Origin of the sequence: Micromonospora sp. NPDC049048 (assembly GCF_043197615.1) — a bacterium.
Lineage (GTDB): Bacteria > Actinomycetota > Actinomycetes > Mycobacteriales > Micromonosporaceae > Micromonospora.
Window position 1 is genome coordinate 75,743 of the sequence record NZ_JBICTM010000003.1, and the last position, 24,834, is coordinate 100,576.

Sequence of the window (24,834 nt, forward strand, 5' to 3'; positions counted from 1 at the left end):
ACCCCGATCAGCGGATCACGATCGTGGACCTGGCCTGCCGTGGCGGGTCAGCCGATCAGCGGGCGGAAGGTGCCGAGCAGCACGCTGACGGTCAGCGCGGCCCCGGCGAGCACCGCCGCGCCGACGATCAGCAGCCCGTCGGCGGCGACGAAGCGTTGCCGGCGGGCGACGGTGCGGGGGACTCCGGCGTCGAAGCCCCGGGCGTCCATCGCCACGGCCAGCCGGGTGCCCCGCCGGATCGCCCCGACCAGCAGCGCGAAGGCCGTCGACACGAACAGCCGCAGCTTCGCCAGCGGGTTGCGGCCGGCCTCGACCCCCCGGGCGCGGCGCGCCACGGAGATCATCTGCCACTCCTGGCCCAGCAGCGGCACGAGCCGGAACGCGGCCAGCGCCCCGATGGCGAACCGGGCCGGCGCCTTCGCGTTCTGGATGAGCGCGTCCGCCAGGTCGGTCGGGTCGGTGGTGGCGAAGACGATCACGCCGGGCAGCGCCACCGCGAACATGCGCAGCACCAGGCCCAGCGCGGTGAGCAGCACACCGGAGGTGACCACCACCGGGCCGGCCTCGACCAGTACGCGGCCGGAGCGCTCGGCCGCGAAGAGCACCAGCGTCACCACCACGCCGACCGCGCCGACGAGCAGCGGCCAGGCCCGCCGCGCCAACACCCGCAGCCGTACCCCGAACAGCGGCAGCAGGGCCAGCTCGACGGCGATCGCGATGGCCGGGGCCACCGGGTCCACGGTGGCGATCAGGATGAACGAGAACACCAGCGCCGCAACGAGCTTCGCCACCGGATTGCGCCGGGCCAGCGGCGCCTCCGGCGCGGCGACCGCCTCGAAACTGATCACGGGCGTTCCAGGGTGAGGCGGCGATCTGGGTGGGTGACCGGTGCGGCGGTCCTGTCGCTGGTCACGGGCGTTCCAGGGTGACGCGGCGATCTGGGTGGGTGACCGGTGCGGCGGTCCTGTCGCTGATCACGGGCGCTCCAGGGTGAGGCGGCGATCCGCCAGGGCGGCGACGAACTCCGAATCGTGGGTGACGGCGACCAGGCCGTGCCCGGCGTCGCGCAGCTCGGCGAAGAGATCCACCAGCTCCAGCCAGGTGCGCCGGTCCTGGCCGAAGGTCGGTTCGTCGCAGACGAGCAGGCGGGGCGCGGTGGCCAGGGCGGTCGCCACGCTCAGCCGCCGCGCCTCCCCGCCGGAGAGGGTGTACGGGTTGGCCGCCGCGAGCTTCGCCAACCGCAGCCGGCCCAGCAGGTCGTCGACAGTGGAGCGTACGGCCGCCTCGGGCTGGCCGGTGCGGCGCGGGCCGAGAGCCAGCTCGTCGAAGACGGTGTTGGTGACGAACTGGTGCTCGGGGTCCTGGAAGACCGACCCGATCCGGCGGGCCAGCGCGGGCGCGCGCCAGCGGTGCGGGGGAGTGCGGGCGTCGCCGCCGGCCAGTGCCGTGGTCGCCGTGACCCGGCCGGCTCCGGGTCTGAGCAGGCCACCGAGCAGCAGGGCGAGGGTCGACTTGCCGGCCCCGTTGGGACCGACGACGGCGAGCGCCTCGCCGGCGCGTACCGTCAGATCGACGGCGGCCAGCCGGGGCGGCAGGCCGAGCCGGTCGGCGGTGAGCAACACGTCGCCGGCCGGCGCGGTGGCGTGGCGGGGCGGCACGGGCCGCCCGGGCACCCAGACGCCCTCGGCGGCGAGCGCGTCGCCGTGCGTGCCGAAGACGGCCTCGGGCGTGCCGTCGGCGCGGACGCCGCCGCCGGGTTCGAGCACGACCACCCGGTCGACCAGGGGCAGCGCCTCGGCGACCCGGTGCTCGACCAGGATCAGCGTGGTCTCGGCGTCCAGCGCGCCGGCCACCGCCGCCCGGATCAGCGCCGCGCCGGTGGGGTCGAGGTTGGCGGTGGGCTCGTCGAGCAGCAGCAACCCGGGGCGCAGGGCCAGCACCCCGGCCAGGGCGAGCCGCTGCTGCTCGCCGCCGGAGAGGGCGGCGGTGGGGCGGTCCCGGGGGTACGGGAAGCCGACGCGCGTGAGCGCCTCGTCGACGCGGGGCCAGATCTCCCCTGCGGGGGTGCCGCGGTTCTCCAGCCCGAACGCCACGTCGTCGCCGCTGCGGGCCATCACGAGCTGGGTCTCCGGGTCCTGGAAGACGATGCCCACCCGCTCCCGGGCCTTGCGGGGGTCGAGCCCGTCGATCTCGACGCTGCCCTCCTGCTCGCCCGAGTCCTCGGGCAGCAGCCCGGCCAGCGCGGCGAGCAGCGTGCTCTTGCCGGCCCCGGAGGGCCCGAGCAGCAGCACCCGCTCGCCGGCCTCGACGCGCAGATCGACCCCGCGCAGGGCCCACGCCCGACGTCCGGCGTGCCGCCACCCGAACCCTCGCAGCGTCACCGCCCCCACGCCGTCCTCCTTCCTGCCCGCCCGCAGGCGTTGATCATGAAGTTGTTGTCCTTCGGCGCGGCGTGTCGTGGCAACAACTTCATGATCAACGCGGCCGGTGAGCGGGTGGGTGGGGGTTAGATCGGGGTGCGGTCGCGGGCGGCGGGGAAGCGGTCCAGGGCGCCCGTGGTGGCCAGGGAACGGGTCAGGGCCCAGCCGCCGGCGCCCGCGACGATCGTGGCGCTGACGACGGTGAGCAGGGCGTACGGGATGCGGTAGCTGGCCAGGGCGGTCTCGCTGTTCCAGACGACGAAGTCGAACAGCGCCGCGCCGAGGCCGGTCAGCGCGCCAGCGATCAGCGCGGTGGGCAGCCGGAACGAGCGGTACCGGAACGCGGCGAAGGCCAGTTCGGCGCCGAGCCCCTGGATCAGGCCCTGCACGATGGTGACGCCGCCCCACTCCGAGCCGAGCAGCGCGGAGACCGTCGCGGCCACCGCCTCGCAGAAGAGGGCCGCCCCGGGCTTGCGGATCACCAGGCCGCCGAGGACGGCCGGGACCAGCCACACGCCGTACATGATCGCCTGACCGGCGGGGAAGAACGCGAACGCCGGGTCGACGGCCCGCCACAGCAGGCCCCACGCCCAGAAGATGACGCCGAAGGCGACCGCGATCACCGCGGCGACGACGACGTCGACGGTACGCCACCGGGTGGCGGTGTTGTTGTCTCGCATGATTGCTCCCAGTCCCGAACGAGAACCAGGAGAAGACGCACGCCGCGCCCGGAACGTGCCGGACGTCGACGCGGCTGGAGGTCGACCGAACTCCCTGCGCTGGCATTACCCAGATCAGGTTCGAGGGTCTGCGGGCGGTGCCCGCACTCTCAGCGCTGTGCGCTCCCCTGTCGGATGTGAAGTTGTGGCCCGACGCTAACACCTTCGAAGATCATCCAGCAAAGGTGATCTCTGCGCTGCTCACCACGCGGGGGAACCGACGCTGTCGGTTCCCCCGGTACTCTCGGGCGGCCACTGGGAACCCGGCAGAGGGACACGTACGTGACATCCGAGGCTGACCGCCGCGCGCCGGACGGGGTGGGTGCCCCGGGCGTACGCGGGGAGACGCCGGCGGCCCCGCGCGGCCCGGACCGGCGGATCGGGTCGGTGGAGGTGCTCGCCGGCCTGCTGATCCTGCTGTTCGTCTTCCGCGAGCCGGTCGCCCGGGCCCTGTCCGCGCCCCGGTTGCAGACCTGGACCACCGTCTTCGTCTCGGTCCTGGTGCAGGCGGTGCCGTTCCTCGTCTTCGGCGTGCTGCTCTCCGCGGTGATCGCGGTCTTCGTACCCCGGTCGTTCTGGGCCCGGGCGCTGCCGCGCCACCCCGCGCTCGCGGTGCCGGTGGCCAGCGCGGCCGGCGTGGTGCTACCGGGCTGCGAGTGCGGCGCGGTGCCGATCGCTGGGTCGCTGATCCGGCGCGGGGTCACCCCGGCCGCCGCGTTGGCATTCCTGCTCGCCGCCCCGGCGATCAACCCGATCGTGCTCACCGCCACCGCCGTGGCCTTCCCCGACGACCCGGCGATGGTCCTCGGCCGGGCCGTCGCCAGCCTGCTCGTCGCCACGGTCATGGGTTGGCTGTGGCTGCGTCTCGGCCGGGCCGACTGGATCCGGCTGCCGCGCCGGCCGGAACTCGACGGCGGCTCGCGCGGACGGGCGTTCTGGGGGGCCGTCCGGCACGACGTCACGCACGCCGGCGGGTTCCTGGTGATCGGCGCTGCGGCCGCCGCCACGATCAACGTCGTGGTGCCCGAGCGCTGGTTGCAGACCCTCGCCGACGAGCCGGTGCTGTCGGTGCTCGCGCTGGCCGCCCTCGCCGTGCTGCTCTCCCTCTGCTCCGAGGCGGACGCCTTCGTCGCCGCGTCGCTGTCGCAGTTCTCGCTGACCTCCCGACTGGTCTTCCTGGTGGTGGGGCCGATGGTCGACCTCAAGCTCATCTCGATGCAGGCCGGGGTCTTCGGCCGGCGGTTCGCGCTGCGGTTCGCCCCGACCACCTTCGCGGTGGCCGTCGTGGTGGCCGCCACGGCCGGGGCGGTGCTGCTGTGAACCGGCAGGCGCAGGCGGTCGTCCTGCTGCTGCTCGGCGGCGCGGTGATCCGGGCCAGCCTCACCGACCTGCACCTGCGCTACGTCAAGGAAGGGCTGCGACCCTTCCTGGTCGCCGCCGGCCTGCTGCTGGTGGCCGCCGCGGTCATGACCCTCTGGTACGAGCTGAGCCCGCTCCTGCGGCGCACGCCCGTCGACCACGACGCTCGTGGTGACCATGACGGGCACGACGGCGACGGGCACGACGGGCACGGGCATCGCGAGCCGTGGGCCGGCTGGCTGCTGATCCTGCCCGTGCTGGGCCTGCTGCTGGTGGCCCCGCCGGCCCTGGGCTCGTACGCGGCCGGGCAGGCCGGCACCGTCGTCGCCACCCGGCAGCAGCCGTCGGACTACCCGCCGCTGCCCGACGGCGACCCGGTGCGCGTCGCCGTACTCGACTACGCCTCCCGGGCCCTGTTCGACCGGGGCACCTCGATCGGCGACCGCCGGGTCCAACTGACCGGCTTCGTGACCACCGGCCCCGACGGCCGGCCGCTGCTGGCCCGGATGGTGCTCTCCTGCTGCGCCGCCGACGGGCGACCGGTCAAGCTGGGCCTCACCGGCGCGGTCCCCGACGGGCTCGCCGACGACACCTGGATCGAGGCCACCGGCCGCTACAGCGACCGCGTCGCCCGGGACCCGGTCAACGACGCGGAGATCCCCTACCTGGACGTGGAGTCCTGGCGGCAGGTGCCCGTACCCCGGCAACAGTACGAGTGACGGCGGCCCTCGGTCCCGGGCGGCCGGGTGCGGCCGTGGGTAGGCTCACGATCATGCGGATCGAGGCCCGGGGATGCACGTTCGACGCCCGCGTCGGCGGACCGGAGGGCGGCACGCCCGTCCTGCTGCTGCACGGCTTCCCCCAGCACGGCGGGGAGTTCGACGACGTGGTGCCCGCGCTGCACGCCGCCGGGCTGCGCACGTACGCGCCGGACCAGCGCGGCTACTCGCCGGGCGCGCGGCCCGAGGAGGTCGAGGCGTACCGGCTGCCGGAACTGGTCGCCGACGCGGTGGGCGTACTCGACGCGCTGGGCGTCGACGCGGCGCACCTGGTGGGACACGACTGGGGCGCGATCGTGGCCTGGGCCGTCGCGGCGCAGTACCCCGAGCGGGTCCGTACGCTGACCGCCGTCTCCGTGCCGCACCCCGCCGCGATGGCCTGGGCGCTGGCCGAGGACGCGGGGCAGAAGGCGCGCTCGGCGTACATGACGGTGTTCCGCAAGCCGGGCACGGCGGAGAGGGCGCTGCTGGCGCTGAACGCGACCGGGCTGCGCCGGATGCTGCACGGGGTCGGTGACGACGCGCGGGTGGCCGCGTACGCGGACCCGATGCGTGAGCCGGGCGCGCTGACCGCCGCCCTGAACTGGTACCGCGCCATGTCCCGCCGGGACCTGGCGGCCACGGGCCCGGTGACGGTGCCGACCACGTACGTGTGGAGCGGTCGCGACATCGCGATCGGCCGGACCGCCGCCGAGGCGTGCGGCGAGCACGTACGGGCCGACTACCGCTTCGTCGAGCTGCCCCGGGTGAGTCACTGGATCCCCGACGAGGCGCCCGCCCCACTGGCCGAGGCGATCCTCGCCCGGGTGCACGACCCGGTCTGACCGCCCCGAGGCGATCCCGCCCGGGTTTACGACCCGGTCCGAGCGCCCCCGACACCGCCCGGTGGACGCCGGGCCCCCACCTTCGACGGAGCTACGAATGGACGCAGCGAACATGCCGGTGAGCGCCGAGGAATTCCTGGCCGTGGTGACCGCCACGATGAACCGGGTGGCCGAGAGCCAGCGCGAGGCGGTGGGGCGGGCCGCCGACCTGATCGCCGACGCGGTACGCGCCGACGGCGTGGTCCACGCGTTCGGCACGGGCCACTCCGAGGCGCTGGCGATGGAGATCGCCGGGCGGGCCGGCGGGCTGGTCCCGACGAACCGCATCGCCCTGCGGGACCTGGTGCTGCTCGGCGGCGCCCCGGCGGACGTGCTCGGGCCGCTGCTGGAGCGCGACCCGTCGGTGGCGCACCGCCTCTACGAACTGGCCCCCGTCAGCGCACGCGACGTCTTCGTGCTCGCCTCCAACTCCGGCGTGAACGGCGCGATGGTGGAGTTCGCGTCGCTGGTCAAGGAGAAGGGCCACGGCCTGATCGCGATCACCTCGGCGCAGCACTCCGGGCAGATGACCTCGCGCCACCCGTCGGGGCGCAAGCTCGCCGACTTCGCCGACGTGGTGCTCGACAACGGCGCCCCGTACGGCGACGCGACGCTGCCGCTGCCCGGTGGCGGCGCGGTCGGCGCGGTCTCGTCGATCACCGCCGCGCTGCTGGCCCAGCAGATCACGGTCGAGGTGGTGGCCCGGCTGCTGGCGGCGGGGGAGAAGCCCCCGGTCTACCTGTCGGCCAACATCGCCGGCGGCGACGAGCACAACAACGCCCTGGAGGCCCGGTACGCCGGCCGGATCCGGCGGGGCTCCTGACGGCGCGAGCCGGGGGTGCCAGTTGCCGTGCTCGCGGTTCGCCGACGCTGGGAGCCGAGGCACAGTTCGGCGTGCTCGCGGTTCGCCGATGCCGGAAGCCGGGTCACAGTTCGCCGTGCTCGCGGTTCGTCGATGCCGGGAGCCCGCGCGGCAGACAGCGACGCGAGTCGGTTTCGTGCGTCGACGGGTGGGGCATCAGCGATGCTGCCGCCGGCCGCCCCCGCCGGCAGTACCGTCTGACCGGAGGTAGCGCGTGTCCAAGGAAACCGAGAAGCAGCGCTGGCAGCGCAATTTCGCCGACCTGCTCCAGGAACTCCGGGTCGCCCAGACCGGCGTGCAGATTCTCTTCGCCTTCCTGCTCACCCTGCCGTTCAGCAACGGCTTCACCCGTACCAGCGGTTTCCAGAAGGACGTCTACATCGTCGCGTTGCTGGCGGCGGCCGCCGCCACCGCGATGATCATCTCGCCGGTGGCGTTCCACCGGGCGCTGTTCCGGCAGGGCCGCAAGCCGGAGCTGGTCCGCTTCGCCCACCGGATGGCCACCGGCGGCCTCGCCTTCATGCTGATCTCGATGGTCAGCGCGGTGCTGCTGATCACCGACTTCGTGCTGGACCGGAGCGTCGCCCTGGTGCTCAGCGGTTTCATCGGGCTCTGGTTCCTCACCTTCTGGGCGTTCCTGCCGTTCGCCCGGCGCAACTGGGGCGACGACGACGAGGACGACGACGACAACGATCCGTCCTCCCTGTCCGACTGACCGAAGTCGATCAGACTCGATATTTACCGAGCGCTACCCCTGGGTAACACCCGGGGGTAGCGTGCTGTTTGTCGAGCACGCGCTCTGGTCGACGTGGCGCAGCCAGGACCAGACGTTGACGCAGCCGGACCGAGGTTTCGAGGGGGCCGCCGTGACCACGACAGAGAACAGCCGACCCGCGCCCGACGGATCAGGCGCCGAGCAGCCGGCCACGACCGCTGCCGACAGCCCGCCGACCACCGGCGCGGCCGGGCCACTGCCGACGGAAGCCGGTCAGGTCTCCGAGAAGGAGGCCCGCCAGGTCGCCGAGGCGGCCCGGGAGTCCTCCTGGGACCGTCCCAGCTTCGGCAAGGAACTCTTCCTCGGCCGCTTCCGGCTCGACCTGATCAACCCCTGGCCGCGCTCCGACCCGGCGGACGTCGCTCGCGCCGACGAGTTCCTCGGCCGGTTCCGCGAGTTCCTCGCCTCCGAGGTGGACGGCGCCGCCATCGAGCGGGACGCGTCCATCCCCGACGAGGTGTTCCAGGGCCTGGCCCGGCTCGGCGCGTTCGGCATGAAGATCGACAGGTCGTACGGCGGGCTCGGGCTGAGCAACCTGCACTACTGCCGGGCGCTCATGCTCGCCGGCTCGGTCAGCCCGGCGATCGGCGCGCTGCTCTCGGCGCACCAGTCGATCGGGGTGCCGCAGCCGCTGAAGATGTTCGGCACCGCCGAGCAGAAGCAGCGTTTCCTGCCCCGGCTCGCCGCCGGTGAGGTCTCCGCGTTCCTGCTCACCGAGCCCGACGTCGGCTCCGACCCGGCCCGGCTGGCCACCACCGCCGAGCCCACGCCCGACGGCACCGGCTACCGGCTCAACGGCGTGAAGCTGTGGGCCACCAACGGCACCGTCGCCACCCTGCTCGTGGTGATGGCCCGGGTGCCCGCCACAGAGGGCCGGCGCGGCGGGATCACCGCCTTCGTCGTAGAGGGCGACACCGAGGGCATCACGGTCGAACGGCGCAACGCCTTCATCGGCCTGCGTGGGCTGGAGAACAGCCTCACCCGCTTCCACGACGTCTTCGTGCCGAAGGAGAACGTCATCGGCGGCGAGGGCAAGGGCCTGAAGATCGCGCTGACCACCCTGAACACGGGGCGGCTGTCGCTGCCGGCCATGTGCGTCGGCGCCGGTAAGTGGGCGTTGAACGTGGCCCGGGAGTGGGCCGCCGACCGGGTGCAGTGGGGGCGGCCCGTGGGCGAGCACGAGGCGGTGGCCCAGAAGCTCTCCTTCATCGCCGCGACGACGTACGGCATGGAGACGATGCTCGACCTCTGCTGCCTGCTCGCCGACGACGACCGCAACGACATCCGGATCGAGGCGGCGCTGGTCAAGCTCTACGCCAGCGAGATGGCCTGGAAGATCGCCGACGAGCTGGTGCAGATCCGCGGCGGTCGCGGCTACGAGACGGCCGACTCGCTCGCCGCCCGGGGCGAGCGCCCCGCCGCCGTCGAGCAGCTGCTGCGCGACCTGCGGATCAACCGCATCTTCGAGGGCTCCACCGAGATCATGCACCTGCTCATCGCCCGGGAGGCGGTCGACGCGCACCTGTCGGTCGCCGGCGACATCATCGACCCGGACGCCGGGCTGGGTCGCAAGGCGAAGGCCGGGGCTCGGGCGGGCGCGTTCTACGCGAGGTGGCTGCCCACCCTCGCCGTCGGCCGGGGACAGCGCCCCTCGGCGTACGCCGAGTTCGGTCCCCTCGCCGGTCACCTGCGGCAGGTGGAGCGCTCGTCGCGCAAGCTCGCCCGGTCGACGTTCTACGCGATGTCCCGCTGGCAGGGCAAGATGGAGCGCAAGCAGGCGTTCCTCGGCCGGGTGGTGGACATCGGCGCGGAGCTGTTCGCCATGTCCGCCGTGTGCGTACGCGCCTACGCCGAGCGGGACACCCGCCCCGAGAACGTCGAGCTGGCCGACCTGTTCTGCCGGCAGGCCCGGGTACGGGTCGACGCCCTCTTCGCCGCCCTCTGGGACAACACCGACTCCGTCGACACGGCGGCCGCGAAGCGGATCCTGGCCGGGCGCTACGCCGCGCTGGAGGACGGCGTCCTCACTCCCGCCGACGACCTGCCGTGGGTGGCCCGCTGGTCGCCGGGCCCGTCCGCCGCCGACGACGTCCGCCGCCGCGTCCCGCCCCCACCCACCTCCTGACCCACCCCGTCACTCCACCCCGTCACCCCACCCCCTCACCCGGGCGTCGATCATGCAGTTGTGGTGCCCCGCGAAAGGGGCGGAAACGGGCGCTCCGGGCACCAGAACTGCATGATCGCCGGGGCTGGGCTGGGCTGGGCTGGGCTGGGCTGGGGCGGGCCGGGGCGAGGCGGGGCGGGGCTGCGCCGGGCCGGGTGGGGGTGGGGTGGGGTTGGGTGGGTCAGCGGGGGCGTAGGCCCAGGTGGCGTAGTTCCAGGGTGGCCAGGGCGTCGATGGTGTCGTCGTCGCCGCGTCGCCACGCCTCGGCCACGTCCGGCGCGATGCGGGTCAGCCGCCCCAACGGCTGGGTGGCCAGCGCGCGCAGCGCGAGCAGGTCCCGGCCGGCGGGGGCGGCGGCCAGCCTCACGGCGGAGCCGGCCCGGCGCATCCAGCGCACCCGCAGCGGCAGCCAGCCGAAGAGCACCAGGCCGAGGGGGAAGACCAGCACGGCCACGGCCAGCGCGAGGGCGAGCTGGTCCACCAGCTCCTGCTGGTCACGGCCCGCGTCGGCGAGTGATCGGGCGGCGGTGGCGGCCCGCTCGAACGGCGCGGTCAGCTCGTCGCCGACCAGCGGCACCCGGCCCACCTTGCCGCCCGCCTCGGCCAGGTTGTCGGCCAGGCCGCCACCGGCACCCTCCAGCTTCTGCCCGGGTACGGCGAGCTTCTGCACCAGGTCGTGCAGCCACAGCGCGCCACGGATCGCTCCGTACACCCAGGCGACGACGAGCAGGTCGGTGATCAACTGTCGGACGGCGGTCGGGAAACGATCAGCGTAGATCTTCACGCCGGACAGCGTGTCACGTCCGGCGCCGCCCGGCACGCGCCGCGATCGTGGGCTCGTAGCGGGTCAGCCGGTGCAGGTTGGGCAGGTGCCGAAGATCTCCAGGGTGTGGCTGACGTCGGCGTAGCCGTGCTTCGCCGCCACCCGCTCGGCCCAGTTCTCCACCGTCGGCCCCGCCACCTCCACGGTGCGGCCGCAGGATCGGCAGACGAGGTGGTGGTGGTGGCCCTCGCTGCACCGGCGGTAGAGGTGCTCGCCGCCCGGCGGGCGCATCACGTCGATCTCGCCGGTGTCGGCGAGCCCCTGGAGGGTGCGGTAGACGGTGGTGAGCCCGACCCGCTCGCCGCGCTCGCGCAGCATCGCGTGCAGCTCCTGCGCGCTGTGGAAGCCCTCCAGCTCGCCGAGTAGCGCGCTCACCGCCGAGCGCTGCCGGGTGTTGCGGATCGTGGCACCCGTCATGACGATGATCCCTCCCCGGCGTGGCTCACCGCGTCGGCCACGATGTGTGCGACGTGCTCGTCGACCAGCGCGTACGCGATCTCGCGACCCCGCCGGGAGCCGCGCACCACGCCGGCGCCCCGCAGCACCCGCAGGTGCTGGGAGACCAGCGGCTGCGCCGCGCCGAGCTTGTCGACCAGCTCGTGCACGCAGCGCTCGCCGTCGGCGAGCTCGCTGACGATGGCCAGCCGGATCGGCGCCGAGAGGGCACGCAACAGCTCGCTCGCGCCCTCGAAGGCGTCGTAGCCTGATCCGTCGGTCACCCCGTAACGGTAACCAATCCCACCGACACGCCCCTGACCAGGATCACTGGAGCACGACCTCGTGCGGCTCGGGCGCGGGCGCGGCATCGGGGGTACGTCGCCGGCGCAGCATCCGCCATCCGGCGCCGCCGATCGCGACCACCCCGAACGAGGCGATCGCCATCAGCACCACCGAGGCGCCCGGGGCGGTGTCGGCGTTCGCCGCCACCCAGACCCCGGAGCCGGCGGCGAAGAGCCCGAGCGCCATCGCCGCCGTCATCGTGCTGCGGAACCCCCGGGTCACCTGCTGCGCGGTGGCCACCGGCACCACCATCAGCGCGCTGATCAGCAGCACCCCGACGGCCCGCATGGCGATCGTCACGGTGACCGCGGTGGCCACGGCCAGCAGCAGGTTGAGCGTACGCACCGGCAGGCCGGAGACGCGGGCGTACTCCTCGTCGTGGCAGACCGCGAACAGCGCCGGGCGCAGCGCCAGCATGGTCACCGCGATCGCCGCGCCGAGCACCGCGATGGTGGTCAGGTCGGCCGGCCTGATGGTGCTCAGCGACCCGAAGAGGTAGGCGTTGAGGCTGGCGCTGGTGCTGTCGGAGAGCCCGACCAGCGTCACGCCGCCGGCGATACCGCCGTAGAAGAGCAGGGCCAGGGCCAGGTCGCCGGAGGTGCGCCCGCGCGCGCGGACCAGCTCGATGGTGATCGCGCCGGCGGCCGCCACGAGCACCGCGACGAGCACCGGCGAGCGGTTGAGCAGCAGGCCCGCGCCGACGCCGGTGAGCGCCACGTGCCCCACCCCGTCGCCGATCAGGGCGAGCCGCCGCTGCACCAGGTAGATGCCGAGCGCGGGGGCCGCCAGGCCGATGATCAGCGCGCCGACCAGGGCGCGCTGCATGTAGGGGTACTGGAAGAGTTCCATGCTCAGTTGCTCCACAGCCCGGCGGGCTCGTCGGGACCGTGCGGGTGCACGTGGTCGTGGTCGGGCTCCGCGTGGTGGCCGGCGGGCTCGGGCACCGCGCCGTCGTGGCAGATCCCACCCTGGTGTACGACGACCGCCCGGCTGATCAGCGGCCGTAGCGGCCCGAGTTCGTGGGCCACGAGCAGCACCGTGCCGCCGTCGGCGACGAAACCGTGCAGCGCCTTGGCGAACGCCTCCTGGCTGGCCGCGTCCACCCCGGCGGTCGGCTCGTCGAGGACGAGCAGCTCCGGCTGCCCGGCCAGCGCGCGCGCGATCAGGGTGCGCTGCTGCTGCCCGCCGGAAAGCGTCGCGACCGGTTCACGGGCCCGGTCGGCGAGCCCGACGGCCTCCAGCGCGGCGGCCACCGCGGCCCGGTCCGCCGCTCCGGGCGGTCGCAGCACCCCGCGCCGGGCGAGCCGGCCGGAGGCCACCACCTCGCGGACGGTGGCCGGCACGCCGCTGCCGGCGCCGAGGCGCTGCGGGACGTACCCGATGCGGTGCCACTGCCGGAAGCGGCGCAACGGGCGGTCGAAGAGGGTGACCGACCCGGAGCTGAGCGGCACCAGGCCGAGCGCGGCGCGGACCAGGGTGGACTTGCCGGAGCCGTTGGCGCCGAGCACCGCGACGACCTCGCCGGCGGTCACGGTCAGGGAGACGTCGCGCAGCACGGGGCGGCCGTCGTAGCCGACCACCCCGTTCGCGACGGTGATGACTGGGGTTGTCACGAGCAGCTCAACGCCGTCCTCAGGGTCGCAAGGTTGGTACGCATCACCGAAAGGTAGTCGCCGGCGCCGGGCGTCAGCCCCTCCAGGGGGTCCAGCACGGCGGTCCTGGCGCCGACCTCCCTGGCGATGGTCTCGGCCACCTTCGGGCTGACCAACGTCTCGAAGAAGATCGTGGTGGCCTGGTGCTTCCGGGCCTCCTCGATCACCTCGGCGAGGCGCTGCGGGGAGGGCTCGTTCTCCGGGCTCAGCCCGGAGATGCCGATCTGCGCCAGCTGGTAGCGCGAGGTGAGGTAGCCGAAGGCGGTGTGGCTGACCACGATCTCCCGCCGCTGGCAGGTCCTCAACCCGGCCCTGAACTCGGCGTCGAGCTTCTCCAGTTCGGCGCGCAGCGCCCGGGCGCGGCCGGTGTAGTCGGCGGCGCGGTCCGGGTCGACCTGGCCGAGCCGCTCGGCGAGCTTGTCGCCGACCGTGGCCAGGCGGGTCGGGTCGAGCCAGAGGTGGGGGTCCTTGGCGGCGCCCTCGTCGCGGCCGGGCTCCTCGGCCCCGCCCGACTCCTCGGGGTGGCCGTGCTCCCCGCCCTCGTGGTCGTGGTCGTGGCCGCCCGCCGCCGCGTCCAGCAGCGGCTGCACGGTCGACACGTCGAACGCGCGGTCTCCGGCGTTCTGCTCGACGGCCTCGTCCAGCGCGGGCTGGAAGCCCTTGAGGAGCACGACCAGCTCCGCCTCGACGACCTGGCCGACCTGGCCCGGGTTCAGCTCCAGGTCGTGCGGCTCCGCCCCGGGCTTGACGAGGTTGCTGACCTTCACCGCGTCACCGCCGACGCGCTCGGCGACGAACTGCAGGGGGTAGAAGGCGGCCACCACGTCGACCCGCTGCGGGTCGGCGCCGGCCGCGCCGTCGTCCGAGCAGGCCGTGACGCCGCCCAGAGCGAGCAGGGCGGTGGTGGCCGCGGCCAGGGTGCGCGGGGCGGAGCGGATGTTCATGCCATGAACTGTCCGCGACAACGATAATGATTGTCAAAAACGCATGCTTGCATGTCAGAACAGCTTCACCAGGCCCGCGGTGACCATCAGGGTGAGCGCCACGAGCCGGATCACCCGGGTCGGCACGGTCTGCACCGACCAGGTGGTGACGAACAGCGCGGCCACGGCCGCGGCGAGCAGCAGGGTGAGCAGCCCGCCGACCACGCCGGGGGTGAAGAAGGCGACCAGCACCAGCACCAGGGTGACCAGGAACACCGTCGTCGGGTTCGCCCGGGCCAGCCGGGCCGGCAGGGGGCTCTGCGTACGCTGCATGCCACAGACTCTACGAGGAGGAACCCCGTGCTGGTGACGAACCGGTTCGTGGTCGACGTCGATGTCGCCGACGAGTTCACCGAGCGGGCGCACGCCGCCCTCGCCGCGCTGGCGGCCCGCCCCGGTTACCTGCGCGGTCAGCTCGTCCGGGCGTTCGACGACCCGCGGCACTGGTGCCTGGTCACCGAGTGGGAGTCGGTCGGCACCTACCGGCGGGCCCTCGGCGGCTTCGACGTCAAGATCACGGCGGTGCCGCTGCTCGCCGAGTCGATCGACGAGCCGTCGGCGTACGAGGCGCTCGCCAGCGCCGCCCCGGGCGGGGCCGTCGTTCCGACCGCCAGCGATCGGGCCGCTGGTCCTTACCGCTGAGCCCGTGGGCACTACATTGCTTGCATGAGCGCTCCCGGACCGGCGAACCCACCGCCGTACCCTCCGTCGCCCGGCCACCAGGGGGCGTCGCCGCCCGCCGTGCCCGGCCCGCCGGCGGACCCGGGCGTGCCCGCCCCGCCGGCCGGACCGGGCGTCGCCCCGCCCTTCGCGGCGCCACCCACCGAGGGGCGCAACACCCGGCTGTGGCTCGGGCTGGGCGCCGGGGCGCTCGCCGTGCTGATCTGCTGCGGCGGGGGCGGCGCGGCCGTGGTCGGCCTGGTCGTGACCGGGGTGCAGGCCGTACGTGAGCAGGGTCGCACCGTCTCCACCGACTACTACCAGGCGCTCGTCGACCGGAAGTACGGCGCGGCGTACGACCAGCTCTGCGACGACGCGCAGCGGCGCGAGTCACGCCGGGAGTTCGAGCGCCGGGTGGCCGCCGAGCCGCAGATCGCGACCTTCCGGGTGGGCGAGGTGGACGCCGTCTCCCTCACCGTGCCGGTCGACGTCACCTACCGGGGCGGCCAGCAGGACCGGCAGCAGGTCACCCTCGGGCAGGACCAGCAGACCGGCGGCATGGAGGTGTGCGGCGTGAGCTGACCCGCCGGTATCCTGCTGGGTCCGGGACGGCGCGCGTCATACGGTTGTCCGAACTGTTCCTTCCGTCCTAACCGCGTCCCCGCCGACCGCCAGTCGGTGTAGGAGGTCAACATGCCAGCCGACCGCATCGACGCCGTCGTCAGCCTCGCCAAGCGCCGAGGCTTCGTCTTCGCCTCCAGCGAGATCTACGGCGGCGGCCGGTCGGCGTGGGACTACGGTCCGCTCGGCGTGGAGCTGAAGGAGAACATCCGCCGGCAGTGGTGGAAGACGATGGTCCAGCAGCGCGACGACGTGGTAGGCCTCGACTCCGCCGTGATCCTGGCCCGCGACGTCTGGGCCGCCTCCGGCCACCTGGACGCCTTCGTCGACCCGCTGACCGAGTGCCAGTCGTGCCACAGCCGGTTCCGGGCCGACCACCTGGAGGAGGCGTACGAGGCCAGGCACGGCAGGCCGTCAACCGCGCTGACCGAGCTGAACTGCCCCACCTGCGGCACCAGGGGCACCTTCACCGAGCCGGAGATGTTCAACGGCCTGATGAAGACCTTCCTCGGCCCGGTCGAGGGCCCGGAGGGCGTGCACTACCTGCGACCCGAGGCCGCGCAGGGCATCTTCGTCAACTACCGGAACGTGGAGACCGTCGCCCGCAAGAAGCCGCCGTTCGGCATCGCCCAGACCGGCAAGTCGTTCCGCAACGAGATCGCCCCGGGCGACTTCATCTTCCGCACCAGCGAGTTCGAGCAGATGGAGATGGAGTTCTTCGTCGAGCCGGGCTCCGACGAGCAGTGGCACGAGTACTGGCTCGCCGAGCGCTGGAACTGGTACGTCGACCTGGGCCTGTCGGAGGGCAACCTGCGCTTCCGCGAGCGCCCGAAGGAGAAGCTCGCGCACTACTCGAAGCGCACGGTCGACATCGAGTACCGCTTCCAGTTCGACGGCACCGAGTTCGCGGAGTTGGAGGGCATCGCCAACCGCACCGACTTCGACCTGACCGCACACAGCAGGCACTCCGGCGTCGACCTGTCCTACTTCGACCAGGCCAGGGGCGAGCGCTGGGTGCCGTACGCCATCGAGCCCGCCGCCGCGCTGACCCGCGCGGTGCTCGCGTTCCTGCTGGAGGCGTACGACGAGGACGAGGCGCCGAACACCAAGGGCGGCGTGGACAAACGCACGGTGCTGCGCTTCGACCCGCGGCTGGCCCCGGTCAAGGTGGCGGTGCTGCCGCTGTCGCGTAACGAGGCGCTCTCGCCGAAGGCGAAGCGCCTCGCCGCCGATCTGCGCAAGCGTTGGGTGGTGGAGTTCGACGACTCCCAGGCGATCGGTCGCCGCTACCGCCGCCAGGACGAGATCGGCACCCCGTTCTGTGTGACGGTCGACTTCGACTCGCTCAACGACGACGCGGTGACCGTGCGGCACCGGGACACCATGGCCCAGGAGCGCATCGCGCTGGACCAGGTCGAGCGTTACCTCATGGAGCGGCTGCCCGGCTGCTGAGCTGGATCGGGAGGGCATTTCCGCCGCGGGTGGTGTCCCTTTTCCGACTGCACCCGGTTCCGCCCGAACACTCTATGCTGTCCACAATCGACTGACGGTGCGGCGGGCGATGTGGGGTGATGCGACATGGTGACCGGTGGTGTGGCCGCCTTCGGCGCGGTGCTCGGGTGGTGGGCCGCGTGGCTGCGGCCCGGGCGCTCGCAGCGGTGGGCCGTCCCCGCGCTCGTCGTCGTGGCGGCCGTGCTCGTCGATCTCAACGAGGGGCGTGCGGCGGTGCCGGTCGTCATCGCCGGAGTGCTCGCGGGCGCCGCCGCGCACCTGCTGATGCGCGCCGCCGTGCGGACCGGGGCGGGGGCGGCACGATGACGTTCCTGCAGTGGGGCGCCTTCGCCTTCGGGGCGGTCATCGGCTGGTTCACCTACCAGGTCACCCGCTACCGCACGGACATCAAGCTGGCCGATGTGCTGACCATCATCGGCGCGCTGGGCGGCGGCGCGGTCCTGACGCTCTTCCCCGAGGAGACGGATTCCTTCGCAGCGTACGGGATCGGCCTCGCCACCGGCTACTTCGCCTACTTCCTCGTGCTGCTGATCCTGGTGCGGACGTCGAAGGGCTGGACGATGGAGTGGTTCCTCGACGGGCGCCGGCCACCGCTCGAGGAAAAGGTCGAGGCTGTCGCGAGGGCCGGGCGGGGGATGGGCGTCGTGACCGAGGCGCCTCCCCGGGCCCGTGAGGCTGCGGACGGCGCCATCCGGACGAGCGAATTCGACTGATCCCGCGACGGATCACCCCGCCGGCGTGCCGACCAGGCGGAGGTGCGGGGACGCGTACGGCACGTAGATCAGGCCGAGCGGGTTGCCTCGGGAGAGAAGCTGGAGCCGGGCGCCGCGGATCGCCGCCGCCAGGCTCAGCCGCCGGGTGACGAAGCGGTCGAGAACGGCCCTCCCGAATTCGACGGCGAGTGAGTCGTACGTCTCGATCTCCGTGCCGACCAGCCCGGACGCCCTGGCCCGCCGGACGAACGCCTCGACGAAGCTCATCGCGTACCGGGGCTCGGTCGCGGCGGTCCGGCACCCGTTGAGGAACACCAGGGGTCGACCCTGCGGCCACCACATCCCGCCGTCGCTGATCTGTGGATATCCGATGCCGTTCGCCGTCGGCGGGCCGACCAGCAGGACGGGCTGCCCGTCGACGATCGCGCCGTGGCCGAAGAAATAGATCAGATGGGTGGGCGGGCGGTCCGACTCGAGCGCCACCAGCGCCTCACCGCGGTCCCGGAGCACCTTGGAGTCGTGGTCGCCGAGATTCTTCACCCAGTTCACGTGGTCGCCGTCGAACTCCGTGGAGATGGGCACCAGGCAGCGCGGGCGGGGCCCGCAGTCGATCTCGTGGCTGTGGCTCACGAGCGGGTTCGACAGCCCCTGGGTGGCTGGCAGCACGGACTGGGGCAGGCCGATCTCGTGGCGGAAACCCCAGAACCCCGCCGGGCAGACGACGGTCCTGTCGTCGTAGTGGGGGCAGTCGCCGAGGAAGCACGGCTCGCTGGCGAGGTCGGCCCGGTGGGCGATGGCTCGCGCCGCGTCGGGGCAGAGCCGGAGCCCGTCGGCCCCCTGGTCGAGCGGATGGTCGTAGAACAGGGCGGCCGGCACGACGAGGCGGGAGGTCACCTTGCTCGCCATCTCGACGATCCCCGGACGGCGCATCCTGTCCCGTAGCCAACGGATCGGTGCCTCGTCCGGCGAATCGGCGCCGATCGTCTCCGCCACCTCTCCGGCGAGCTTCGTCCAGAGCAGGCAACCCCGTACGGCAAGACGTATCAGGTCCCGGTCGAAGTCGGCGGGGACCTTGTCGTGGTAGCGGAAAACGGTGTCCCCGCGCATCGGATGCTCGTCTCCCCAACTGGTGCGGCGCAGCGCCCGGCGGGCGCCGTCGACGAGCCCCTGGAGTTCGTCGCCCAGCACGACGTCGCCCTTGAGGTTGTCCGTACCGCTGAGGAACCGGAATCCGTGGGTGCCGCCGCCGTTGTCGTTGACGAACACCGACAGGGTGGTCGCCGGCATCCGGCTCAACCTGTCCGCTCCCAGCCGGGTCTCCACGGCGTAGTCCAGCACCGAGGACCACCGTGCGGGCCCGCCGGGCGCGGTGGAGACCGTGACCACCCGGGACTGCAGCAGCGTCCCGTTGCAGTAGATGTTGCAGCGCAGCCGCTGGTCGCCGGCGCCGGCACCGGTCCTGACCGGGAAGTACAGGCGGCTTCCCGTTGCCGGGCGGCCGTCGGGCTGGCGGTGCACCGCCAGCGTGCCGTCCTCGCGGAGGACCAGGCTGCCGACGTCCGCGCCGGCCCGGGGCCGCAGCCCGCCGGGGTAGCCGAAGACCGCCACGGTGAGCAGGGATCCCGGGCCGGCGTCGGGTGGCATCACCAGGCTGCGGGGTTCCTCGACCGGAATGGCGCCGTCCACCGGTTCGCCGACCTGGAGCCAGAACACGTACGCGGTGTCGGGGGCGAGACTGGTCGTCGGGTCGACGGGGATCCCCGGTGTCGCCACGTCGGCGATTCCCGTGCTGACCCACCTCGCTGGCGCTTCGGCCGCCGTGTCTTCGAGCCAGACCCCCGGAAGCCGGTCCGGCGTGAGCCTGGGCCTCGTCGTTCTGCTGGGCGGGCTGTCCTCCAACGGCACGGCCTGGATGGGCGCGGCATCGGTCACGGGCCAGGCGACCGCGGCATCGGTCACGGGCCCGGTGGACGCGCGCTGGTGGATGGCCTCGATCGCCCTGAGACAGAGCGCGGCCAGTGGCGCCGCCGGCAGGCGGGCCGCGATCTCGTCGAGCCGCGCCGTCGCCGGGTGACTCGCGGCGATCTCCTCCCGGGCCGACGACCAGAGTGCCTGGCGCCGGATCGTGCCGTCGAGGCGACGGGTCCAGGAGCGCGGCAGGCCCTCGGCGACCGCGAGCAACCTGTTGCGGTCCCTGCTCGCAAGGAACGGGGCGATCCGGGCGCACAGCGCGCTGACGTACCAGGGTTCCCGGCGGCGGGCGTTCCGGACGGCGGAAACAGCGAGGTCCGCGCCCGCCGCGCGGACGGCGGGCGACAAGCGGGGAAACAGGTACGCGATCTCCGTGAGCGACAGCCGGTCCAGCGACGCGGGGTCGGCCGGGTCGAACCCGGCGGGCGGAAGGTAGGCGGAGGCGACCGCTCGTTCGGCAAGGAGCTCGGCTGTCGCGTCGGAGACGACCGGCCAGCCCGGGGCAGTGGCCAGGTCGCCGCACCGCGCTGCCGCCTCGGAGATCAGCCGAACCGCGTGGTCGTCGAGCGGCGTGTGCGCCGCCAGCCAGGGCAGCAGAGTCGGCTCGGGTGCGTCGGGGCGCTCCGGGTCGCCGTCCGCCCACACCAACCGCCGGAACTCGTCCTGTGCCGCCGTCATCCTCGCGTCCTCCGTCCCGGGTCGTCGTCAGTCCACGACCGTGCGCCGCAGGCCGTCGAGATACTCACCGGCCGCGAGCGAGTCGTCCATGCTCCGGGCGGAAAGCGCGGCGAGCTGGTGCGTCTGCTGGTACTCGTGACCTTCGTGGCGACCGGCGACGAGGAACTCGCCGCGGTCGGCGCGCACCACGTGCGGCAGCGCTCCGGCCAGCGTGTCGAGATGCGCTGCCCAGGCGTCACGCAGCGCACTCGTGGCACCTGTCCTGCGGCTGGCGGGGCGGTTGTGCAGGAGGTGGTCGAGGCGCTCGCAGGAGGCCTCCCAGGCGGGCCAGCGGTCGTCGTCGGCCACCAGCTCCCAGTACGCCGCGAAGACCTGCCGCAAGGGCCGCACCGGCAGGTTCGGCAGGGTCTCGGCGGCCGAGAACGCGCCCGACATGGTGGGCTCGCTCTGCGCCTCGTCGTCGCGGCGGAGCCGTACCAGCGCCAGGGCGAACGCGTTGACCTCCTTCAGCTCGTCGCGTCCGTCCGAGCGGGGCACCGAGGACATGTACCCCCACTGGGCGCGGCCGGAGTAGGCCAGCACCGCGTTGTAGAGGGTGTCGACGAGTTCCCGTACGAGTTCCCGGCGCAGCAGTTCGTCGGCGTCCGCGCCGGCGTCGGTGCCGCGCGCCGCCGTGACCTCGGTGATGGCGTCATGGGCCCAGGCCCGGCTGTTGAACGCCTTCTTCGCGTCGTTCCTGTGCCTGGCCAACTGGGCCTTGACGCGGTCGCGCAGATCGATGGCCGTGTCGACCGGGCAGCGTCCCCGGGCGAGGACGCCCAGGCCGGCGTCGTCCAGCCCGGCCAGGCGGCTGAGGTAGTCGACGAGGCTGACCTCGGGCAACTCAGCCTCGGCGTCCCGCTGCGGACCGGTGAAGTACTCGTCGAGCCGGATCACCGTCTCCCAGTGCTCGGCGAGCCCGGGGTAGTGACGCGTCAGCAACGACGGCACCCCGCCCGTCGGCCCGCCGCCCGCGTCGGCCGTCCTGAGGACGCGGGCCAGTTCGGTGCGGGCCGAGTCGTCGTAGTCGATGGGTTGCCAGGCCGACAGCCGCAGCCCTTCCCCCTCGGCCTTGTCCCGGAGGTTGGCGAGCATGCTGGCGCAGGCGGCCAGATAGCTCGGTTGCCGGAAACGGTGCAGCGCGAAGGGCCGCTGGGCGCGCATGCGCTCCGCCGCACTCGCGCTGGCCTCCCGTCGTGCTTCGTCGTAGGTCCCGAGCACCGCCTCGGCCAGGACCAGGAAGCTGCGCGAGTCGAAGGCGTACGTCTGACTGACCGAGATCGTGCGACCGAGCAGGAGGCTGATGACCGCCTCGGCCTGGGCCTGGGCGAGGTTGGGATGGTCGGCCTGGTTCTCGGCGGTCGCCCGGGTGGAGTCGAACGACTCGTGGAAGACCATGTTCATGACACTCCCTCAGGACGCGGGAAGAGCACGCCGGTGGAGCCGGCGGCCAGATGCAACAGGGGTACGGCCGCCGCGCCGGGCTGCCCGGTCAGGACGTAGCGACGCAGCGCGGCGGCGAAGGCGACGTCGACGGGCTCGCCGGCCAGCGCCCGGACGGTGACGTCCTCGGCGAGCGGCTGCACCGTCTCCTGGAACACGGCGGTCCGCATCGCGATCACCGCTTCGACTCCGTGCCGGAGCAGCTCCCGTGCGAGCGCGGCCGAGGTGCAGCCGAGCAGGATCACGAGGCGGGGGCGCAGCATGGCGAGGGCCTGACCGCACTCCGCCGTCGTCATGGCGAAGTCGTCGGTGAACCTCACTCTGGCCGCTCCGCTGTGCGCCCACAGGTGCACGATGTGGGCGGTGGTCCCCCCGTCGGGAAGATCCCCACGCTGGCGTACGACCCGCGGCATGCCGTCCAGCAGCCGGACACCGATGCGTCGGGTCCGTCGCCGTAGCTGCTCGAAGGCCACATCGACCGGGCGGAGCCGGTCCTGGCCCCGCCGCATGTCCTCACCGCGCAGGACCAGCATGTGGGGCCGCAGCGGGGCGTCCTCGGGGCGCTCGGCGGGTGGTGCGCCCGGCACGCGCCGCACGGAGGTCACCAGGGGGTCGCCGAACCAGCCGAGCGGCTCGGCGGAGGGGTGCAGGAGTTCCCAGGGCACCTCGGAGCCCTGCCCGTCGCGGGCCGACCAGGCGATCCGTACCGGACGGTGCGGCCATCGGCCACGGGCGCGGTCGACGGCGCGGTCCAGTCCGCCCGACCACAGCCGGTCGCCCAGGATCCCCGACAGCCGGACGCCCTCGGAGAGCCTCCTGATCTCCTGGCTGTCGGCCAGGCTCCGCAGCTCCTGCACCACGTCGGCCTCCAGGTCGACGGACCCGTCGTCGTGGGGCAGCCGTAGCCGCCATTTCAGGCCGACGTCGACCTTCACCTCGACCTCCGCGGGGACTGTCGTCTCCGCCGGGTCCCCGTCGGGGGTGTCCATGAGGTCGTAGGCCGCGAGCCGTACGCCGCCTGCGACGACCACCCGACGGTCGGCCGTGGCGATCAGCTCCAGCCGGCCGGTCGCCTCCAGGCTGCGGGCACCGTCGGGCGTCAGGATGGCGAGGCCCCGACCGGCGTCGGCGATGGCCAGCCGCCCGTCCGGCAGCAGCGCGGCGTGCCGGGCGCGGGCCGTGGCGGCCGGGACGATCGCCCGGCGTGCGAGGTACGGATCGTGGGCGTCGAGCCGTTCCACGGAGCCGTCCGGCAGGAACAGGACGACCTCGTCGGCGTTCAGCTCGAGCAACCGGGCCGCCATGTCGACCCGTGCCACGTGCTCGGAGCCGTCCGTCCGGACGACCCTCAGCTGCCCGTCCTCGGCCAGGGCGGCGAGTGACCCGTCGGGGCCGTACCTGATGTCCCTGACCGTGGCCCGCATCTGGAATCTCGTGCCGGTCGACTCCCGCACCTCGCTGGCTGCCGCGTAGGCGTAGCGGTCACCGAGAACCGCGACGGCGAGGCACAGGGTCCTGACGGAGCCCTTCAGCGAGACCTCGTCGGTCGACGGTTGCCAGAGATGCAGGCCGTGCTGCGCGGCGACCAGCCAACCGTCGTCGTAGGGCACCACCTGATGGACGCGCCCCAGACGGCGCCAGGTCTGCCGGACGACCGCACCGTAGCGGTCGAACTCCCGTAGTGTCCCGAGCCGGCTGCCGGCGACCGTCCGTCCCCGGTCGGCGGGATCCGTGGCGACGGCGGTGATGGCGTCGGACGCCGAGAAGCTCGGGTCGTCGTTGCCCGTCCGGTGCAGGTCCCAGTGGACGATCTCGTCACCGTGGGCGCTGACCAGCAGGTGATCGCCCGCGAAGGCGAGGGCGTCCACGGCCCCCTCGGTGCTGATGTGCTCCTGTTCGGCCTCCGGTACGGCGGCCCCGAACCGGATCCGTTCGTCGGCCCCTCCTGAGGCGAGCAGGCCGTCGCCGGACCACGCGAGGCAGGTGCCACCGCGGTGTTCCCAGAGCTGGTGAGTTGTCCCGTCGTGCCAGACACCGATCTCCGACCCGCAGATCCAGCCGAGGCGGGTACCCGTGCTGTCCCAGGCGGCGGTCGCCAACGGCCGGTCGAGCTGCCCGACCGATCGCCAGCCTGCCTCAGTCGCGGCCTTGTCGATCTCCGTCACCAGGCCGTCAGCCCAGGCGACCCGCAGGACACTCTCGTGGAAGGCCATGGCCCGCACCACGACACCGGGGCGCACGGGTGTCGTCACCCACGGGTGGCCGGGCGGCTGCACGAAGACGTGCCCTTCCTCGTCGCCGCACGCCAGGCTGCCGTCCGCGCCCAGGGCGAGGGCCCGGATGCCGGCCCGCCGCGGGGGCGGGCCGGACAGTGACGATCCGACCGAGACGAGGCGTCCGTGGGGCCCCGCCCCGACGACGCGCCCGGCGTCGGCCGCGATCACCCAGACCGGGCTTCCCAGGTCACCCACATGCGTGACGCCCGCCTCGCCGGCCCACCTGTCGAGCGAGCCGTCCCGGCCGCCGAGCACCACACCGTCCGGCGCGGCGCTGAGCGTGTTGACCAGCTGCGGTGCCCGGCCCGTGCGGCGGAACCGGCCGTCGTGGGAGCGGGACGACCAGCGCAGCCGCAGGTGGGGAACGGCCAGGGCCGCCAGCCAGGAGACGGCCCACGACTCCACGTGCGGCAGCTGCCACTCGACGGCGAGCTCGACCAGCGCCTGGGCGTGCTGGACGCTGCCATCCGTCGCCGAGCCCGGGTCCGGCCCGCCCACCCGCTGCTGCGCGTAGGTCAGCGCGCTGGCCAGATCGAGGGACTCCGGGCTGCCCTGCTGGCGCAGTTCGCTGGTGAACGCGGCGAGGTCGAAGGCGGCGTCGGTCGCGGACCACGGCACGGGTAGCCGGTTCCCTGTCATCCGCATCCGCCCTTCGCCTCGCCGAGGGCATCAACGAGATCACAGGCAGTGGCGCTTGTTCTGTCGGACGTACGACTGAACGCCGGATCCACCATCCAAAATG

24 protein-coding genes and 1 riboswitch are annotated in these 24,834 nt (G+C 73.3%); of the genes, 11 read left to right on the plus strand and 13 right to left on the minus strand.

The features are described from left to right. Positions 1–47 precede the first annotated feature (47 nt). From ACGFIG_RS11000 to ACGFIG_RS11010, 3 genes are all read right to left on the minus strand, one after another. Positions 48–848: an energy-coupling factor transporter transmembrane component T family protein gene (locus tag ACGFIG_RS11000; protein ID WP_393001549.1), complete on the minus strand. Its 801-nt coding sequence runs from the start codon at positions 846–848 to the stop codon at positions 48–50. A 126-nt stretch (positions 849–974) separates the two neighbouring features. Next, positions 975–2,390: an ABC transporter ATP-binding protein gene (locus ACGFIG_RS11005; protein WP_393001551.1), complete on the minus strand. Its 1,416-nt coding sequence runs from the start codon at positions 2,388–2,390 to the stop codon at positions 975–977. Positions 2,391–2,506: 116 nt separating this feature from the next. Next, positions 2,507–3,100 (minus strand): ECF transporter S component, encoded by a 594-nt coding sequence (locus ACGFIG_RS11010; RefSeq protein WP_393001553.1) that lies wholly within the window; start codon positions 3,098–3,100, stop codon positions 2,507–2,509. 73 nt (positions 3,101–3,173) lie between these two features. Then, a riboswitch (TPP riboswitch) is annotated at positions 3,174–3,279 on the minus strand. Between the two features lie 178 nt (positions 3,280–3,457). Here ACGFIG_RS11010 and ACGFIG_RS11015 point away from each other — a divergent pair. The 6 genes from ACGFIG_RS11015 (at position 3,458) to ACGFIG_RS11040 (ending at position 9,902) form a co-directional block, all read left to right on the plus strand. Continuing rightward, on the plus strand, positions 3,458–4,459 hold the full coding sequence (locus ACGFIG_RS11015; RefSeq protein ID WP_393002869.1) for a permease: 1,002 nt from the start codon (positions 3,458–3,460) through the stop codon (positions 4,457–4,459). Beyond that, complete coding sequence (locus ACGFIG_RS11020; protein ID WP_393001555.1) at positions 4,456–5,217, plus strand: TIGR03943 family putative permease subunit; 762 nt, start codon at positions 4,456–4,458, stop codon at positions 5,215–5,217. Before ACGFIG_RS11015 ends, ACGFIG_RS11020 begins: the two co-directional genes overlap by 4 nt. 53 nt (positions 5,218–5,270) lie before the next feature. Then, complete coding sequence (locus ACGFIG_RS11025) at positions 5,271–6,101, plus strand: alpha/beta fold hydrolase (RefSeq protein WP_393001557.1); 831 nt, start codon at positions 5,271–5,273, stop codon at positions 6,099–6,101. A gap of 112 nt (positions 6,102–6,213) precedes the next feature. Next, positions 6,214–6,963 carry a sugar isomerase domain-containing protein gene (locus tag ACGFIG_RS11030; protein ID WP_393002871.1) on the plus strand — a complete coding sequence of 250 codons (750 nt, stop codon included), beginning with the start codon at positions 6,214–6,216 and terminating at the stop codon, positions 6,961–6,963. Positions 6,964–7,216: 253 nt separating this feature from the next. Beyond that, complete coding sequence (locus tag ACGFIG_RS11035; RefSeq protein ID WP_393001559.1) at positions 7,217–7,717, plus strand: DUF6328 family protein; 501 nt, start codon at positions 7,217–7,219, stop codon at positions 7,715–7,717. A gap of 151 nt (positions 7,718–7,868) precedes the next feature. Further along, complete coding sequence (locus ACGFIG_RS11040; protein WP_393001561.1) at positions 7,869–9,902, plus strand: acyl-CoA dehydrogenase family protein; 2,034 nt, start codon at positions 7,869–7,871, stop codon at positions 9,900–9,902. 220 nt (positions 9,903–10,122) lie between these two features. Here the strand turns inward: ACGFIG_RS11040 and ACGFIG_RS11045 are convergent, their stop codons facing one another. The 7 genes from ACGFIG_RS11045 to ACGFIG_RS11075 form a co-directional block, all read right to left on the minus strand. After that, positions 10,123–10,725 (minus strand): hypothetical protein, encoded by a 603-nt coding sequence (locus ACGFIG_RS11045; RefSeq protein ID WP_393001563.1) that lies wholly within the window; start codon positions 10,723–10,725, stop codon positions 10,123–10,125. 63 nt (positions 10,726–10,788) lie between these two features. Continuing rightward, the gene (locus ACGFIG_RS11050) at positions 10,789–11,181 is read right to left on the minus strand and encodes a Fur family transcriptional regulator (protein WP_393001565.1); all 393 of its coding nucleotides are present in this window, start codon (positions 11,179–11,181) and stop codon (positions 10,789–10,791) included. Next, positions 11,178–11,483: an ArsR/SmtB family transcription factor gene (locus ACGFIG_RS11055; RefSeq protein ID WP_393001567.1), complete on the minus strand. Its 306-nt coding sequence runs from the start codon at positions 11,481–11,483 to the stop codon at positions 11,178–11,180. The genes ACGFIG_RS11050 and ACGFIG_RS11055 overlap by 4 nt, the downstream gene beginning before the upstream one ends. 43 nt (positions 11,484–11,526) lie before the next feature. Then, positions 11,527–12,393: a metal ABC transporter permease gene (locus ACGFIG_RS11060; RefSeq protein ID WP_393001569.1), complete on the minus strand. Its 867-nt coding sequence runs from the start codon at positions 12,391–12,393 to the stop codon at positions 11,527–11,529. 2 nt (positions 12,394–12,395) lie between these two features. Further along, positions 12,396–13,157: a metal ABC transporter ATP-binding protein gene (locus ACGFIG_RS11065; protein ID WP_393001571.1), complete on the minus strand. Its 762-nt coding sequence runs from the start codon at positions 13,155–13,157 to the stop codon at positions 12,396–12,398. Further along, entirely contained in the window at positions 13,154–14,140 is a 987-nt protein-coding gene (locus tag ACGFIG_RS11070) for a metal ABC transporter substrate-binding protein (RefSeq protein ID WP_393001573.1), read from the minus strand. Before ACGFIG_RS11070 ends, ACGFIG_RS11065 begins: the two co-directional genes overlap by 4 nt. A gap of 54 nt (positions 14,141–14,194) precedes the next feature. Beyond that, complete coding sequence (locus ACGFIG_RS11075) at positions 14,195–14,452, minus strand: hypothetical protein (protein WP_393001575.1); 258 nt, start codon at positions 14,450–14,452, stop codon at positions 14,195–14,197. A gap of 27 nt (positions 14,453–14,479) precedes the next feature. Between ACGFIG_RS11075 and ACGFIG_RS11080 the strand changes: the two genes are divergently transcribed. The 5 genes from ACGFIG_RS11080 to ACGFIG_RS11100 all read left to right on the plus strand — a co-directional run bounded on the left by ACGFIG_RS11080 (position 14,480) and on the right by ACGFIG_RS11100 (position 17,685). Then, complete coding sequence (locus ACGFIG_RS11080) at positions 14,480–14,821, plus strand: antibiotic biosynthesis monooxygenase family protein (protein ID WP_393001577.1); 342 nt, start codon at positions 14,480–14,482, stop codon at positions 14,819–14,821. A 126-nt stretch (positions 14,822–14,947) separates the two neighbouring features. Next, positions 14,948–15,421 carry a hypothetical protein gene (locus tag ACGFIG_RS11085; protein WP_393002873.1) on the plus strand — a complete coding sequence of 158 codons (474 nt, stop codon included), beginning with the start codon at positions 14,948–14,950 and terminating at the stop codon, positions 15,419–15,421. A gap of 111 nt (positions 15,422–15,532) precedes the next feature. Beyond that, the gene (locus ACGFIG_RS11090) at positions 15,533–16,912 is read left to right on the plus strand and encodes a glycine--tRNA ligase (RefSeq protein WP_393001579.1); all 1,380 of its coding nucleotides are present in this window, start codon (positions 15,533–15,535) and stop codon (positions 16,910–16,912) included. A 126-nt stretch (positions 16,913–17,038) separates the two neighbouring features. Next, entirely contained in the window at positions 17,039–17,278 is a 240-nt protein-coding gene (locus ACGFIG_RS11095; protein ID WP_393001581.1) for a hypothetical protein, read from the plus strand. After that, positions 17,275–17,685, plus strand: a complete 411-nt coding sequence (locus ACGFIG_RS11100; protein WP_393001583.1) for a hypothetical protein — start codon at positions 17,275–17,277, stop codon at positions 17,683–17,685. The genes ACGFIG_RS11095 and ACGFIG_RS11100 overlap by 4 nt, the downstream gene beginning before the upstream one ends. A gap of 12 nt (positions 17,686–17,697) precedes the next feature. On the opposite strand, the gene ACGFIG_RS11105 is transcribed toward ACGFIG_RS11100, so the two are convergent. The 3 genes from ACGFIG_RS11105 to ACGFIG_RS11115 are packed head-to-tail and all read right to left on the minus strand — an operon-like array spanning position 17,698 to position 24,731. Next, complete coding sequence (locus ACGFIG_RS11105) at positions 17,698–20,334, minus strand: hypothetical protein (protein WP_393001585.1); 2,637 nt, start codon at positions 20,332–20,334, stop codon at positions 17,698–17,700. A gap of 27 nt (positions 20,335–20,361) precedes the next feature. Next, on the minus strand, positions 20,362–21,777 hold the full coding sequence (locus tag ACGFIG_RS11110; protein ID WP_393001587.1) for a hypothetical protein: 1,416 nt from the start codon (positions 21,775–21,777) through the stop codon (positions 20,362–20,364). Next, positions 21,774–24,731, minus strand: coding sequence for a hypothetical protein (locus ACGFIG_RS11115; protein ID WP_393001589.1), 2,958 nt, complete (start codon positions 24,729–24,731; stop codon positions 21,774–21,776). Before ACGFIG_RS11115 ends, ACGFIG_RS11110 begins: the two co-directional genes overlap by 4 nt. Positions 24,732–24,834: the final 103 nt, after the last annotated feature.